The sequence below is a fragment of the Calorimonas adulescens genome, assembly GCF_008274215.1.
In the GTDB taxonomy this organism is placed as follows: Bacteria; Bacillota; Thermoanaerobacteria; order Thermoanaerobacterales; family UBA4877; genus Calorimonas; species Calorimonas adulescens.
Genome location: NZ_VTPS01000020.1, coordinates 1 through 13,972, shown reverse-complemented (window position 1 = coordinate 13,972; position 13,972 = coordinate 1). Strand labels below are relative to the sequence as shown.

Annotated in this window: 19 protein-coding genes; 3 read left to right on the top strand and 16 right to left on the bottom strand. The window is 39.9% G+C overall.

Annotation, left to right across the window (positions count from 1 at the left end; genetic code table 11):
• Window positions 1-55: 55 nt before the first annotated feature.
• The 7 genes from FWJ32_RS11210 to FWJ32_RS11180 form a co-directional block, all read right to left on the bottom strand.
• Window positions 56-1,165, bottom strand: a complete 1,110-nt coding sequence (locus FWJ32_RS11210; protein WP_149546047.1) for an iron ABC transporter substrate-binding protein — start codon at window positions 1,163-1,165, stop codon at window positions 56-58.
• A gap of 81 nt (window positions 1,166-1,246) precedes the next feature.
• Window positions 1,247-1,999, bottom strand: a complete 753-nt coding sequence (locus FWJ32_RS11205; RefSeq protein ID WP_149546046.1) for an ABC transporter ATP-binding protein — start codon at window positions 1,997-1,999, stop codon at window positions 1,247-1,249.
• Window positions 1,996-3,081 (bottom strand): FecCD family ABC transporter permease, encoded by a 1,086-nt coding sequence (locus tag FWJ32_RS11200; protein WP_238988874.1) that lies wholly within the window; start codon window positions 3,079-3,081, stop codon window positions 1,996-1,998. The genes FWJ32_RS11205 and FWJ32_RS11200 overlap by 4 nt, the downstream gene beginning before the upstream one ends.
• 48 nt (window positions 3,082-3,129) lie before the next feature.
• Window positions 3,130-4,005 carry a class I SAM-dependent methyltransferase gene (locus FWJ32_RS11195; RefSeq protein WP_149546045.1) on the bottom strand — a complete coding sequence of 292 codons (876 nt, stop codon included), beginning with the start codon at window positions 4,003-4,005 and terminating at the stop codon, window positions 3,130-3,132.
• Window positions 3,953-4,483: an FmdE family protein gene (locus FWJ32_RS11190; protein WP_149546044.1), complete on the bottom strand. Its 531-nt coding sequence runs from the start codon at window positions 4,481-4,483 to the stop codon at window positions 3,953-3,955. The genes FWJ32_RS11195 and FWJ32_RS11190 overlap by 53 nt, the downstream gene beginning before the upstream one ends.
• A gap of 372 nt (window positions 4,484-4,855) precedes the next feature.
• Complete coding sequence (locus FWJ32_RS11185; protein ID WP_149546043.1) at window positions 4,856-5,284, bottom strand: putative toxin-antitoxin system toxin component, PIN family; 429 nt, start codon at window positions 5,282-5,284, stop codon at window positions 4,856-4,858.
• A complete protein-coding gene (locus FWJ32_RS11180) occupies window positions 5,268-5,552 on the bottom strand; it encodes a type II toxin-antitoxin system prevent-host-death family antitoxin (protein WP_149546042.1) in 285 nt (94 codons plus the stop codon). The genes FWJ32_RS11185 and FWJ32_RS11180 overlap by 17 nt, the downstream gene beginning before the upstream one ends.
• 412 nt (window positions 5,553-5,964) lie before the next feature.
• Here FWJ32_RS11180 and trxA point away from each other — a divergent pair, with 412 nt between their 5' ends.
• On the top strand, window positions 5,965-6,303 hold the full coding sequence (gene trxA, locus FWJ32_RS11175; RefSeq protein WP_149546041.1) for a thioredoxin: 339 nt from the start codon (window positions 5,965-5,967) through the stop codon (window positions 6,301-6,303).
• Complete coding sequence (locus FWJ32_RS11170; RefSeq protein ID WP_149546040.1) at window positions 6,296-7,162, top strand: NAD(P)/FAD-dependent oxidoreductase; 867 nt, start codon at window positions 6,296-6,298, stop codon at window positions 7,160-7,162. The genes trxA and FWJ32_RS11170 overlap by 8 nt, the downstream gene beginning before the upstream one ends.
• A gap of 39 nt (window positions 7,163-7,201) precedes the next feature.
• Here the strand turns inward: FWJ32_RS11170 and FWJ32_RS11165 are convergent, their stop codons facing one another.
• The 7 genes from FWJ32_RS11165 to FWJ32_RS11135 form a co-directional block, all read right to left on the bottom strand.
• Window positions 7,202-7,651 (bottom strand): Fur family transcriptional regulator, encoded by a 450-nt coding sequence (locus FWJ32_RS11165; protein ID WP_149546039.1) that lies wholly within the window; start codon window positions 7,649-7,651, stop codon window positions 7,202-7,204.
• Window positions 7,652-7,675: 24 nt separating this feature from the next.
• The gene (locus tag FWJ32_RS11160; protein ID WP_149546038.1) at window positions 7,676-8,035 is read right to left on the bottom strand and encodes a NifB/NifX family molybdenum-iron cluster-binding protein; all 360 of its coding nucleotides are present in this window, start codon (window positions 8,033-8,035) and stop codon (window positions 7,676-7,678) included.
• Window positions 8,032-8,868, bottom strand: a complete 837-nt coding sequence (locus FWJ32_RS11155) for an Mrp/NBP35 family ATP-binding protein (RefSeq protein ID WP_149546037.1) — start codon at window positions 8,866-8,868, stop codon at window positions 8,032-8,034. The genes FWJ32_RS11160 and FWJ32_RS11155 overlap by 4 nt, the downstream gene beginning before the upstream one ends.
• A gap of 320 nt (window positions 8,869-9,188) precedes the next feature.
• Entirely contained in the window at window positions 9,189-10,037 is an 849-nt protein-coding gene (locus FWJ32_RS11150) for an ATP-binding protein (RefSeq protein ID WP_149546036.1), read from the bottom strand.
• Window positions 10,009-10,872 carry a nucleotide-binding protein gene (locus FWJ32_RS11145; RefSeq protein WP_238988873.1) on the bottom strand — a complete coding sequence of 288 codons (864 nt, stop codon included), beginning with the start codon at window positions 10,870-10,872 and terminating at the stop codon, window positions 10,009-10,011. The genes FWJ32_RS11150 and FWJ32_RS11145 overlap by 29 nt, the downstream gene beginning before the upstream one ends.
• Window positions 10,873-10,877: 5 nt before the next feature.
• Window positions 10,878-11,243, bottom strand: a complete 366-nt coding sequence (locus tag FWJ32_RS11140) for a NifB/NifX family molybdenum-iron cluster-binding protein (RefSeq protein ID WP_149546035.1) — start codon at window positions 11,241-11,243, stop codon at window positions 10,878-10,880.
• 211 nt (window positions 11,244-11,454) lie between these two features.
• A complete protein-coding gene (locus FWJ32_RS11135) occupies window positions 11,455-11,844 on the bottom strand; it encodes a CoA-binding protein (protein ID WP_149546034.1) in 390 nt (129 codons plus the stop codon).
• A gap of 336 nt (window positions 11,845-12,180) precedes the next feature.
• Here FWJ32_RS11135 and FWJ32_RS13930 point away from each other — a divergent pair, with 336 nt between their 5' ends.
• Window positions 12,181-12,624, top strand: a complete 444-nt coding sequence (locus tag FWJ32_RS13930) for a DUF134 domain-containing protein (RefSeq protein WP_476727229.1) — start codon at window positions 12,181-12,183, stop codon at window positions 12,622-12,624.
• Window positions 12,625-12,690: 66 nt separating this feature from the next.
• Here FWJ32_RS13930 and FWJ32_RS11125 read toward each other — a convergent pair whose 3' ends face one another.
• Together FWJ32_RS11125 and FWJ32_RS11120 are read right to left on the bottom strand one after the other, a co-directional pair.
• Window positions 12,691-13,212 (bottom strand): type 2 periplasmic-binding domain-containing protein, encoded by a 522-nt coding sequence (locus tag FWJ32_RS11125; RefSeq protein WP_149546032.1) that lies wholly within the window; start codon window positions 13,210-13,212, stop codon window positions 12,691-12,693.
• Between the two features lie 272 nt (window positions 13,213-13,484).
• Complete coding sequence (locus FWJ32_RS11120; protein ID WP_149546031.1) at window positions 13,485-13,754, bottom strand: DUF5320 domain-containing protein; 270 nt, start codon at window positions 13,752-13,754, stop codon at window positions 13,485-13,487.
• Window positions 13,755-13,972: the final 218 nt, after the last annotated feature.

Genomic DNA, 13,972 nt, shown 5'->3' with positions numbered 1-13,972 from the left:
GTGAATTATATATCAATAACCGTTGTGTGTCAATTGTTGTTTGGCCATTTTGAATTCACGGCAGTGTCAGCTTGCCAAAACCTCCAAAATCCTTTGCCATTTGGGCGTAGAGCGGTTTTCCCAGAAGGATTTGATATATTTCATCGGCTTTCTCCTCCGGAGCCACATCCTTAAACTGCTCTGGATATATCACTTTTCCCAGATAGTATGCGTCAGCCATGGCAGTATCGATATTTGTGTGGTAATAATTATAAGGCAGCTGTGCATACACTTTGCCCTTTTTGACAGCAGACAAAGCTCCGTAAAATTCCGGATTTTTTTGATAATCCTGTTGTACCATTGCATATCCGCCTCTATCGATAAAAATTATGTCGGGGTCCCATTGAATCAATTTCTCCTTATCTATCATGATGGAACCCGTTTTACCGGTCTCATCCACCACATTCCTGGCGTTTATGGCTTCGAACAGAGAATACTTCCCCTGGGTACTTTCGATTTCGTGCGTTCCTCTTGCGCCCAGGGCACCTATATAAACGGATGGCTTTTCATTTTCCGGAATATCTTTGGTACGGCCATTGAGGTCTTGCCTGCATTTTTCCATATAGGCTACTAATTCCTCTGCCCTATCATCTCGCCCCATTATTTTGCCTATCAGTTTCAAAGAAGCATAAACATCCGGATCAAAGGTGGACACTTTTCCATAGCTGAGGGCCACCACCGGTATGCCGGTTTTTTCCTGCAGAGCATCCACAGAAGCCTTATCTGAAGTGTACATACTGAAAATAACGTCAGGCTTCACAGCTAGTATTTTCTCCGGATCAGGAGCGTTGTTGGGGCCACCTGGGCCGATGACAGGTAAATCTGCCAGCGAAGGATTCGCCAGGATATACGGCCTGCCTATGGGGTTATCCTTTTCAAGCTGTTCCACTCCCGCTACCTTGCTCGCACCGTTTACATAACAGTAAAGTCTCAGGGCCCCCGGCCCAATAGCCACTACCCGTTCTACGGGCAATGTTACAGAAACTTTTCTCCCCACCATATCAGTAACAGTAATCTTTTCTGAAGCATTCTGCCGCTTCTGTACATTGCCGGAGCCGCAGCCGCTCAATAAAAAGGCAGATATGAGCAACGCTGCAAGTAATAAAAAGAAATTTTTTTTTCGCATAATTCACGACCTCCCATAATTCAAATTGTTACACAGGGCATATGCCGAATTTCAGGCTTCCTCGAACATCGAAGCCGAAATTTAAAGCGGTAAGACCACGGGTATATTGTTGAATTTTTCGACTGCCACCGGAACGGAATATACGCTCTCGATGTTTTTAGGAGTAATTATTTCTACGCCGCCGGCTGCAAATATGGTGCCGTTTTTAAGGAAAATGAATTTGTCCGCAAAGCGGATTGCAAGATTTATGTCATGCATGGTTACAATTGCGGCAATCTGCTGCTCTTTCACCACTTTCTTTATGATAGCGATGACTTCAACCTGATTTTTCAAATCAAGGTTGCTGGTGGGCTCATCGAGCAGGAGAATATTCGGCTCCTGAGCCAGAGCCCGGGCTATTACCACCTTTTGCAGCTCTCCTCCGCTCAATTCATCCAAGTACCTGAGGGAATAATCCTCCAGCTCCATCAATTTCAAGACCCTGCGGGTTACTTCCATGTCTTTCGGGCTGGCATCCCATTTAATATATGGCTTCCTGCCTAGCAGCACCGCATCGAATACAGTGAGTCTTGCACCTTCGTGCTTCTGCGCCACATAACCCACTTTCTGCGCCAGCTCATTGCGGCTGAGCTTAAATATCTCATCTTCCTGAATGTATACCGCCCCCGATTGCGGTTTTAAGATTCGGTTGATACATTTTAAAAGGGTGGATTTGCCGACCCCGTTGGTGCCCAGTATCGCAAGGCAATCCCCTTTTTCTACGGAAAAATCAATATCCTGAAGCACCCGGCGGCCTGGATATTTGAATTTCAATCCGTTCACCGATAAAATCATCGCTTTCGATACCCCCTTGCCAGCAGATACAAAAACAGCGGCGCTCCCAGAAAGGAAGTGATGGCCCCTACGGGCAGCACTACCGGCGCAATAATTGTCCTGGCCAGGGTGTCAGAGCAAAGGAGCAGGAGCGCCCCCATAAGTGCGGATCCCGGAATTAGAAATCTATGGTCTGCGCCTATTATCCTCCTGATTATTTGCGGCCCCACCAACCCTATGAATCCGATGATCCCAAGGAAAGACACGGTAACGGCAGTTATCAGGGAAGCGACAAACATCCCCTCAAGCCGCACTCTGTCCACATTTACCCCTAGTCCCTTGGCGGTTTCTTCACCGGTGTCTAGAGCGTTGTAGTCCCACCTCTTGAACATAAAGTAAACAATGGAAACAATCACCAGGAAAGCCATAATACCGACTTCCTTCCACGAAGCCCTTCCCAAATCTCCAAAGGTCCAGAACACCATTGCCGCCACCTGCACATCCTGGGCAAAATACTGAATCAGTATTGTGCCCGCAGAAAAAAGCGAGCCAATCGCAACCCCTGCCAGCACCATTGCCTCCGGCGAAAAGCCGCGCAGCCTGGCCAAAAGTATAATAACCAGGGTACCCACCATAGCCCACATAAAAGCCGAAGCTGTTACAGCGTAAGGGTTGTTTATAATTACCGCATCCGTGTTGGAACTCTGAATGCTCCCTGCTCCAAATACAATAATCGCAATATTTGCCCCAAAAGCAGCGGCGTTGGATATGCCCAGAGTTGAGGGAGACGCCAGAGGGTTTCTCAGGTTGTTCTGCATCACGCATCCTGCTACCGAAAGGCCAGAGCCTGCGATAATGCCCGCAAGAACCCTGGGCAATCGGATATTCCAGATAACCACATCGGAAATGCCGCTTCCCCGCCCAAGCAGTGTCATAAAAATCTGGTACGGGCTTACGTCCATGGAACCGGCATTAACGGCAATAACCGACAGGGCTACCGTCAGCAATGCCAAAAGTAAAATAACAAACTTCTTTCTGCCCGTATATTGTTGATATAAGCCTGTTTGACGTAAATTTGTGATGGCTGACACTTCCTGTTTCACCGTTCCTCAATTCCTTTACTTTTTTATATAATTCACTGAATCAAGCGTTTATACTTTCCAGTATATCCACGCAAATTTCATTTTCACTTTCTCTGTTATTAACCCACCTTCGTCCAGAGTTTTTAAGTAATTTTCAATAAATTCTCTTTGAGCTTTCGAGGGGCCACCCGGTATGGGCAAAGCATTACAATAATATTCAACCGCTTCTCGGAAACTGAATTTATTTTCCCAGCAGGAATCCACATAAGTGATTTCGGGATAATACCCCATGAGCCATAAAATATTAAAACAGCAGTAAACACCATTCCCCTGATTTTTTAAGTCCCAGTTCGGTATCAGTTCTTCCGCCAGCCTGTCCCGGATACTTTCCTCCCTTCTGGCAAAAGTGCTCATGAAACAATATCCTCTGCTGGTACGAATCATTTTCTCCAGCGCATTTTTGCTGTTTATGGCGGGACACATGGATGCAAAAGCAAGATCAAAACGCATCTCCCAATTCCATTCTTCCAGCAAAACCTGTTCCCAATCGAGCTTCATAAATTTCAGGTTTTCCAATTTCTCATTTTTTCTGTTTTTTTCTGCATACTCCAGCATTTTGGGAGATATGTCAATGCCCACAACTTCTTTTGCGCGCTTTGCTATTTCCACAGCATATGTACCGGGACCGCAGCCTATATCGAGCACAGAGCTGTTTTTTGTGAGCATCCCTTTTTCAGTCAGCATCGCTATGAGTTTGCTTACGCGCTCCGCCGCACTTTTGCAGTAGGCATTTGTGCAAAAATGGTCGGCCCTGCTGTCCCAGAACTGCTGGCTGGTGTTCTGACCGCTTTTCTTCGGCCTCCATAAATCATCATAATATAAAACATCCATCTTACCAGCCCCTGCTGTATTCCTTGAAACAATCAAGGCAAACCTTTTTTCCATCCTGAATCCTTGCCTTGTGTTCAGGAACTGCTTCGCCGCAAATTTCGCATATTATGCTGGAAAATATCCTTGCTTTTTCCGGCACACTAAAATGAGGCGCTTTGAAATCAAAAATTTCTTCCAGGCTGGCATTCAAAATAAACTCCTGGCGCTGCTCTCTGTCCATTTCTATGCGAAAGGGTTTTAACACTATTCTTAATCCTTCACCAGTCTTCCGCTTGAAAAAGGTGAATGCCTGTTTGCCGGTGCCTCTGTATATAAGATTGCCTTTACCAAGGCTGCACCCCGTCAGCACCTGGATTGCATCCACACCGCATGCATCGTTTTCTGTAACGCATACAATTTCCTCATCCTTAGAAAAAGTAATGCCCATTTTTGTTTTTGCAGCTTCCACCGCCCTGACACCAATCGCAAGGCCCGGGCACTCATGCCCGTGAAATTCCACTGCCTTTTCCCACTCTGCTTGATTTTGATACATCCTAGATTCCTCCCATCTGAGTCAATTGATGTATATATTTTATTATTCACACAAAAAAGGCCACGAAAGCACAGGCGATTTACGCCAGACCTTCATGGCCTTTGTTTCGGCATCTTCTTGATACCTTTATTCCTGACAAATCAACATAATATCTTTTATATTTCTGCCATAAATAGTATACAATATTGTTAATTAGTTGTCAATAAATTTAATATTTATGATCGCGTCACGTACTTTTGGATTTTTAAAAACATCACCATCCGAGAGGTACAAGAGACTTTTTATCGATAACGTGGCATCTTTATACCTTTGTCCTTCAGGTCAGACACTCAGGCTGGTCATAGTGCGGCTACAAGCCGTAGAGTTTTAACTTCAGCGGTCTATGATTTCTACTCTGATTATAAAATCCCTGGCCGTTATTATTTTAATGCCATTGTATTCTTCTAATTGAAGTAAATGTTGATCACCCGATACAATAAGCTCGCAATCCCCTGCTACAGCACATTCCAAAAAAATATTATCTCTTGGGTCGTCCTTTATTGCATTTATTTTTTGCTGTGGATTTACCAGAATTACCTGATCAAAAGATAAAAGTCTGCCCAGTAAATCCAGTCTTTCTTCTATGCTACCCAAAACCGAAAATTTATTTCTTATTAAAACGGCACTATACTCTTTGATAATTTCACTGCTTACTACAGGTTTAAATTTATCTAAAACCCAGAAGTCAAGCACCTTTGCAGGAAAACTTTTGTTGCTGATAAACCCGGAGATTAAAACATTTGTATCAATCACTGCCAGCATTTCGTGCTTCCTCTATCTCTTTTTGTATTTCTGCTTCAGAAAGGCCGGCTTTCTCAGCTCTGTCTCTGAATTTATCAAGGATTTGAGCAACCTCTAATTGTTTAGCCTTCTGGGCCAAGGTTTTCAGTTCGTTGTACATAGAGTAACCAATTATAACCCCTTTGGGTTCTGAACGGGAGGATATGATTAATACTTCGCCCTTTTCTGCTTTTTCTAGATATTCGCCCAGTTTGGGTCTTATTTTGTCTATTCCAACTATCCTCTCCATTTTATCACCTCCATTAATCTTAACATTTATTTTCATATATATTTTAACCTATATTTTAACAAAGATCAATACACCCTTTTCAGTTACCATTATAATAAGACATCTATTGCCCCGTTAATATCAGCTTACACCGTGCAATATAATAACGCAATATAAGATCTCTTATAGTCCATGTCAAGATTTTGTAGGTAAGTTTTTAAAAATTTTTTATCTTACTACAAGCTTATTTTTCAGTCTATATCGTTCTCCACTAATCTTCTTAATCTCATGTATACCTTCTTCAAGCTCGTACTTAAATTTTGCGCTATCTTGGCCATAACAAAAAGACTATTGACAAAGTTAATAACATATGCTAATATCTATTTTGTAAAACCCATATACCCAGGGATGGTATTTAAGGAGGTAATATTTAATGATAAAAACCGTAAGCGATTCTAACTTTTCTTCTGAGGTCTTTATAAAAGACAAGGCTGTCCTTGTAGATTTCTGGGCTCCATGGTGTGCACCATGCAGATTAACTGCCCCCGTTCTTGAAGAATTTGATAGAAGACACGGAGACAAAATAAAGGTAACCAAGCTAAACGTTGACGAAAACCCATTAATAGCCACCACATACAACGTGATGAGCATACCAACACTTGCCGTATTTGTAAATGGTGCACTGGTAGATAGAGTTGTGGGTTATATGCCTATCGAAAAACTGGAAGAAAAATTGTCAAGATACATCAAGGAGAGCAAAGACAATGTATGACATTGCTGTAATAGGCGGAGGCCCGGCAGGGCTTTCCGCCGCAGTAAACGTCAAGATTAGAAATAAAGATGTTATTGTATTTACAGGTAAAAATCCAACCTCTCCTTTGTTGAAAGCTCCAAGCGTGGATAATTATCTTGGATGTCCCTCAATAACAGGAGAGGAATTATTGAAAAAATATAAGGACCATGCTTTAAAATTGAGAATACCGGAATATCCTGATAAGGTTATTAATATATTCAAAACCTCTGACTATTTTGTAATAAACGCAAATAATAACTTTATTGATGCATTATCAGTAATAATAGCTACCGGTATACCAAGGAATAGATACATTCCAGGTGAAAAAAAGTATTTAGGAAAAGGTGTCAGTTATTGCGCAACATGCGACGGTCCTCTATATAAAAATAAAACCGTGGCAGTTATCAGTGAGGATAATGAGGGAGAAGAAGAAGCCAATTTCCTCTCAGAACTTGCCGAAATGGTCTATTATATACCCTTGTATAAATCAATATACTCATTAAATAACAATGTAAAAATAATATCTGATAAACCAGTGAAAATAACAGGCGATGATATTCAAGTACAAACCCTGCAATTGAAAAATCAATCCATAGATATTGATGGTATTTTTTTGATTAAAAAAGTAACACCTATAACGGAATTAATTCCTGGTTTAGAAATGGATGGCGGCACAATTAAGGTCGACAGGATGATGTCTACCAATATACCCGGAGTATTTGCTGCAGGTGACTGCACCGGTGCACCATATCAGGTGGCTAAGGCAGTAGGTGAAGGCCTGGTAGCCGGTCTCTCAGCAGCAAGATATGTAGATACAGTAAAAAAGGAAGTGGTTTAGTCACTTCCTTTTTTATATAACCTTGAAGGTATATGTGTATTAGCTGGTATTACAATCTTTACATTCTTTGCATATGCCGTTTAATATTATATCTGCATCATCTATTTCAAATCCATAAAATTTTTCTGCTTTATTATTAATCTTTAAATATTCTATGATAATTTCCATATTATCCACGTCAATTACCTTCCCGCATTTCATACATTTAAAATGTATATGCAGTGGTTTCTTGCTATAAATTTTTAGTTCGTAATATCTTTTGTTATTTATATCTATCCTTTTAACAATACCAGTATCCTGAAACATATTAATTGCCCTGTATACAGTGGCCAGGCCTATGCCATGTCTCTTAATTTTTTCATATATTTCTTCTACGGTTAAATGTCTATTTTCATTTAATATAGCTTTTAAGATAACCTCTTTTTGCTTTGTAAGCCTGTATCCTGATTTTCTCAGTAAATCCTTAATTAAAGGAATTCTCTCATCCATAAGATCTTATCATACCCTATTTTATCAATCATCATTGCATTGTCCCCTGTATTGATGTTCTTCACATGTTTTACCTGTTGACATCAGACGTCCTGCTAAATAGTCGGATATAACATCATCGCATTCACCCTCAGCCCCCGTTACAACCTCAATATTTTGTTCATTAAACAGTGTTTTAGCACTCTCACCCATCCCACCACTAATTATTACATCAATACCCCTCTCTTTTAAAAATAATGGCAGATATCCCGGCCTGTGTCCTGGATTTTCAATAAATTCCCTACTAATTATATTATTTTCTGCAATTTCATATATTTTATAGCCTTCACAATGTCCAAAATGCCTGCTTACATAATTTCCTTCACTTGCTATTGCAACCTTCATTTCTCATTACCTCCCTTATTATTAATAAAGTTTACCAACTTATTGGTTATTTCATCTATATCCTTTTTTATTTCTTCGTCAAACTGAGCAGTCCCTTTAGTAATATCCGCTATACCTTTACTCATGGGTAACTCCCCAAGCAGAGGTATCTCCATAGAATTAAGAAAACTTTCTCTCTCATCATAGTCAAATATATTTATCTTTTCGTTGCAATGGGGACAGATTAAATAACTCATGTTTTCTACAAGTCCAATAACTTCAATGTTTAAAGATTTAGCCATATTAACTGCTTTTGCCACTATCATAGAGACAAGGTCCTGTGGAACTGACACCACAACTATTCCGTCCAATGGGATAGATTGCATTACAGTGAGTGCTACATCCCCTGTACCCGGTGGCATGTCGATTATCAGATAATCAAGATCGCCCCAGAATACGTCGGTCCAGAACTGCTTTACTGCACCAGCAATCAAAGGGCCCCTCCATATTACAGGTTGTTCTTCATCCTCCAAAAGCAGATTTAGCGACATGACCTTTATACCATTATCTGAAACTGCTGGTAATATTCCCAACTCACTCCCCTCTGCTTTTCTATTGTTAACCTTTAACAGCCTCGGAATACTGGGGCCAGTCATATCAGCATCCAAAATGCCAACCTTATTGCCCATTTCGCTCAGCCTATTTGCTATCATAACAGATACTGTAGATTTACCAACCCCGCCCTTACCACTCATCACACCTATAACATTTTTTATTGAGCTGTACTGATTACAATCTACAAATCCTGTTTTCTTTGAAGTTTTCTCAACCGTACAATTTTGACACTCTGACAATTACTATCCCTCCCTGGTTTGATATAAACAGTGCAACCATTTTTGATTTTAGTGTACAAAACAGTATTCCACGAATGATAGCAACATCTATGCACCTGATCGTTCGTCTTGATACTCTAATAATTCGTGGCTGCATTTCGCCGGGTACGCCTCCATTCGGCGTCCTTGCCTCAAAGTCGGCTCATCTGGCGTCCATGCCAGATGCCCCGGCTACACTTGCCACTTATCAAGAGTATCATAGACTCGCTTTAAGGTTGCATTTGATGTTGCATATCATTCTTCATAAGGGTTTTTACAGTGTAACCATTTTTGAAATTTGTTCATATATGTTTTTCTATATATTCCCACATTCTTGCTATTTCCTTATATGTCTCGCTATCATTGAATTCTGATATACCTTTTGTTTCTTTTAAGGCATTTATCACCTGTTCATCATAATATATTTTACCTGCAACTGGAATACCTCTACTTTCACAAAATGACATGATGTTTTGTGATACCCTGAAATTTATATTCCACTTATTTATACAGACAAAAGTTTTACAACCAATATCCCTTATGACATCTATAACCCTCTGCATGTCCTCAAACCCTGATAATGTTGGTTCAACTACCACAAGGACAGCATCAACACCTGTAATTGAGGCTATCACCGGACACCCTATGCCTGGAGGGCCGTCTATTATTACCCACTCAGGTTTCTCACCTATTGATATTGCCATCTTACGGACCTCTGTTACAAGCTTTCCTGAACCATCTGCACCAGGTCTCAACTGGGCTTCGCATAATTGTCCATTTTCAATCTCCGATACAACAATTTCTCCCGTCTCCACCCACTTCATTTTTATAGCGTCTAAAGGACATTTTAATGTGCATAGGCCACATCCCTCACACTTATATGGATTAACCTTGATGTTTTTTATGGCATCAAACCTGCATACATCCTCACATATGCCACAATAGTTGCATTCACTATAATCAATTGCTGCAATCTCTTTCCCTTTAAAGTTTGAAGCCTTTATCTTTTTCCCTTTTAATAGAATATTGAGGTTTGCAGCCTCCACATCACAATCTGCCATGACCTTATTATTCAGGATAGAAGAGATTGCCGTTGCTATGGTCGTTTTACCCGTTCCACCTTTACCACTCACTATTGCCAGCTGCTTCATTTTCAATCAACTCCAATATTTTTTCCGCCAGATCCACAAACATTTTTTCATATGTCAAATCCACCTCAGCTATTAAAGTCCCTCTTGAATATAGCTCGGCTATTTTTTTGTCATAGGGGATCTCCATTAATACCTTAATGTCATTTTTCATGCAGTAATTATATATAATTTGATTATCACTGCCTGACTTATTTATTATCACTGCCATTGGTATATCCATTTCCTTTACAAGCTCTACTGCCAGTTTGAGGTCGTGCAGTCCAAATGGCGTTGGCTCAGTAACAAGTATACATAGATCACTATCTTCTATAGTATTTACTACACTGCAGGATGTACCGGGCGGACTGTCTACAATGGCAATGTCAATGCTTTTTATTAGTATATTTATCTGTTTTATAACAGGTACTCCAGATGGTTTACCTGGATTCAATCTCCCTTCAATAAAATCTATACCTCTGGATACCCCGATACTTATCTCGCCAATTTTTCTATTTGCCATAGTTATTGCATTCATCGGGCACATTTCATAACATGCTTCACAAGAATGGCATAAGTGATCCAGTATAAGTATTTCCCTTCCAAGATTAATCAGTGCGCCAAATCTACACGCTTTACTGCAAATACCGCACCTCTCACACCTGTTATCATCTATCAGAGGAACTTTTGTGTATACATCATTTATATCTGTAATAATTGGGTTTAAAAAAATCCTCCCGTTAGGCTCTTCAATATCACAATCTATATAGGTGACATTTGGCAATACCCTAACCAGATTTGTCGCAACAAAGGTCTTACCTGTACCGCCCTTACCACTCAAAATAGAAATTTTAGCCATAATTATCAAATTCCCCCATGGTGCCCCTTTGATGTTGGCTGCAATATCTCTTGAAGCAGCCCTTTATTAAATAAATCTACTGCTTCTTTAACTGACATATTATAAGCACGGTATGCCTTTATCCCTGCTTTCTCCATTACGTCCATGGCATTCGGTCCAATATTACTTGATATGACAGCTTCTGACCCTTTTTCTATAATCATTTGAGCCGTCTTGGCCCCTGCCCCGCCTGACAATTGGTATGCTTCGTTATCTATAGTTTCATGCTCACCGGTTTCAGTGTCTACAATGATAAAATACCTCGCCCTTCCAAACCTTTCATCTACTATTGAATCAATGTCAGTCCCTGTAGATGAAATAGCAACTCTCATCTTCTCCACCTCCTTATATTTAGCATATGCTAAATATATTTTAGCTTTATTATTGACATATGTCAATAATATTTCTATGCATTACGTGTATTAACCACGAGGCAACTAAACTGCTCCTATAAGTAACTCAAACAGTTCAGGCATCGTCTTTTTAATTATGAAATAAGGACGGTAAATAAGTATTTTATCTACCGCCCTTGAAATTTTGTTGTTATACTCGTCCGGCTTCAAACATTGCACAGACACCACTTATAACCTTAAAGCCTAAATCCTTAGATAGATTTATCATCTCATCACTTTCAGCCCCAGGTTGGAACCAAACATATTCACAACCGAGTTTAGCTGCTTTTCTTATAGATTCCTCAGATTTGCCTGGAGATATCACAAGATCTACTACCTCAGGTATCTTTGGCAATGAAGAAAGGTCAGGATAGCATTTTTCGCCATCTATTTCATCATAGCGTGAGTTTACAGGGTACACTTCATATCCATGGTCTTTTAATGCTTTATAGATCTTATAACCAAACTTCTCCTTTCTCTGCGTTGCTCCAACAACCGCCCATACCTTTTTGCTCAATGCTTCATTTATTAATTCATCCATTACATATATCCCTCCTTCTGTACAGTATTATATCATAAGAGTCCCTTTAAAAATCATCATTGCCTATGTTGACAATAATGATGATAATGTGGTTATTAAGAATCAGCAATATATTCGATCTACAAAGATACAAATAAAAGGAAGTATGTTACACATTTATATTTTTAACAAAGAGAATACACACCCTAATAGTCGACAGTTGAATTGGAAAAAGTATAGCTAACATATGGCATTGATATTTGGCCAAATTAGGGATATTATATAGGTAGTAGTTAAAAGAAAAGTTATGGAGGTATTTTTGTGCCAAGACCTGTAAAACAAAGAAGAATATCAGCTTTGCCTTCAGTAAGTCAATATATACCATACAATGTCCCAGAAGGGGTTTATGATGAAAATATCCTTGCAGTTGAGGAACTGGAAGCTATCAGGCTAAAAGACCTTATAGGGTTAGACCAGGAAGAATGTGCAAAGCTTATGAATGTATCCAGGGCTACATTCCAGAACATATTAAGCTCTGCAAGAAAAAAGGTGGCAGATAGCCTGGTCAATGGTAAAGCCATCAGAGTAAAAGGTGGAAACTATGTAAGGAATGTATGCAGGGTAATGTGCAAAGAATGTGGTGCTATGTGGAATGAAACCTTTGAGGATTTAGAAAGGATAAAAAAAGAGGGACTCATATGCCCAAATTGTGGAGGGCATGATTTAGAATGCGTTTTTCAAGACAAATTTTGTGGCGATGTCTGCTGTAAAAGAAAGAGGCATAGGAGGGGACAAGAATAAACATTGATGAAAAAAAATACAATTAGGGGCAGCCTTAGCTGCCCCCTAATTAATAAGTGTTAAAAATTATCTACCGGCTCTTCTTCCCTGTGCCATTCCATTTCCAAGGCCCTTTGGACCAGTTGAAGTGCTTTCAATGTTTTGCTTTATCCTTTGTTCCATATAGGTCTGATGCTGCTCTAACTGCGCCTGTGTTATTTTGCCTTCATCTACCAGCTTTTTCAAGGCTTCATTTCGATTCTCCGATATAAAGTTTATAAGCTGCTCCTCTGTGATTCCCTTTTCCTTTGCTATGTCTGCCAGAGACATTCCTGACTGTCTTTTTGCTATCAGGTCTTCAATAGAAACTCCGAGGAAGTCTGCAACCTCTTGATTCATACCTTTAGCACCACCGATTCTAAGGCCAGGCCTTTCGCCATCTCTCATAGCCTGATAACCCAAACCCAGGTATTGCCTTGTCACTGTTGTTGTGGCATTGTCTGTGACAGTTATACTGTCATTGCTTGCAGCCAATGCTATCCCTCCTGTTATTAATGTACCTCCAACCAACAATGATGCTACTAACCTTTTAAAACTTACACTTTTCATTTTTATAACCCCTTTCTGCTTTTATCTTTGTTTTCAATTATAGGATAACAGAGGCATTTGATGAAACTGTAATGTATGTGTGATGATTTTATGAGGAATTTGTAAATAAAGAGTTTACAATTCATATTATCATAGATGGCGTATGTAATATGATATTGACATATGCTTATCACAAGGATTTAACACCTAATATGATGAATGACGAGCAGATGCATTAAACAAATCAGGATATGATGGTTTAAAACCACCATACCCTGATTCAATAAAATAATTTATTCGCCTTTATTTAACTGGTCCAATCTTTTCTTAATCTCTTCAAGCTCTTTCTCTAAATATTTTGCTTCCGCCTGCAGATAATTTTTCTCTATCTCCTCATCATACCACCAGGGTGCATAATAGGGATGATATGGATTTCTCCAGAACCGCATGGGATATCTTCCAAATCCCATATAGCCAGGCCTGTTATACCCTGCGCAAAAACCCATACGCCTGCCTGTCATTGGGCCAAGACCCATAGGACCTGTTCCATCTCCTCTCGGCATGTTCACACCTCCTTTTTATAATTGGCATATGCCATTAATTCTATAAATAGAATACCACCATTATTAGCATATGTCAATAACTATTTTAAAAAATTTTTCTGGCCCAAATAGACCAAAATAAGGGGCTGTTGCAAAATGAACTAACCAGTTCAATTTTGCACAGCCCTTTTTCACCTTAAAATACGATTTGCGGGTCCCGAAGGACCCGCAAATCGTGT

Coding starts and splice junctions, on each gene's coding strand:
- FWJ32_RS11210 (WP_149546047.1), bottom strand. CDS start 1,165: ATGCGAAAAAAAAATTTCTTTTTATTACTTGCAGCGTTGCTCATATCT.
- FWJ32_RS11205 (WP_149546046.1), bottom strand. CDS start 1,999: ATGATTTTATCGGTGAACGGATTGAAATTCAAATATCCAGGCCGCCGG.
- FWJ32_RS11195 (WP_149546045.1), bottom strand. CDS start 4,005: ATGGAAAAAAGGTTTGCCTTGATTGTTTCAAGGAATACAGCAGGGGCT.
- FWJ32_RS11190 (WP_149546044.1), bottom strand. CDS start 4,483: ATGTATCAAAATCAAGCAGAGTGGGAAAAGGCAGTGGAATTTCACGGG.
- FWJ32_RS11185 (WP_149546043.1), bottom strand. CDS start 5,284: ATGCTGGCAGTGATTGATACAAATGTTTTAATCTCCGGGTTTATCAGC.
- FWJ32_RS11180 (WP_149546042.1), bottom strand. CDS start 5,552: ATGGAGAGGATAGTTGGAATAGACAAAATAAGACCCAAACTGGGCGAA.
- trxA (WP_149546041.1), top strand. CDS start 5,965: ATGATAAAAACCGTAAGCGATTCTAACTTTTCTTCTGAGGTCTTTATA.
- FWJ32_RS11170 (WP_149546040.1), top strand. CDS start 6,296: ATGTATGACATTGCTGTAATAGGCGGAGGCCCGGCAGGGCTTTCCGCC.
- FWJ32_RS11165 (WP_149546039.1), bottom strand. CDS start 7,651: ATGGATGAGAGAATTCCTTTAATTAAGGATTTACTGAGAAAATCAGGA.
- FWJ32_RS11160 (WP_149546038.1), bottom strand. CDS start 8,035: ATGAAGGTTGCAATAGCAAGTGAAGGAAATTATGTAAGCAGGCATTTT.
- FWJ32_RS11150 (WP_149546036.1), bottom strand. CDS start 10,037: ATGAAGCAGCTGGCAATAGTGAGTGGTAAAGGTGGAACGGGTAAAACG.
- FWJ32_RS11145 (WP_238988873.1), bottom strand. CDS start 10,872: ATGGCTAAAATTTCTATTTTGAGTGGTAAGGGCGGTACAGGTAAGACC.
- FWJ32_RS11140 (WP_149546035.1), bottom strand. CDS start 11,243: ATGAGAGTTGCTATTTCATCTACAGGGACTGACATTGATTCAATAGTA.
- FWJ32_RS11135 (WP_149546034.1), bottom strand. CDS start 11,844: ATGGATGAATTAATAAATGAAGCATTGAGCAAAAAGGTATGGGCGGTT.
- FWJ32_RS11125 (WP_149546032.1), bottom strand. CDS start 13,212: ATGAAAAGTGTAAGTTTTAAAAGGTTAGTAGCATCATTGTTGGTTGGA.
- FWJ32_RS11120 (WP_149546031.1), bottom strand. CDS start 13,754: ATGCCGAGAGGAGATGGAACAGGTCCTATGGGTCTTGGCCCAATGACA.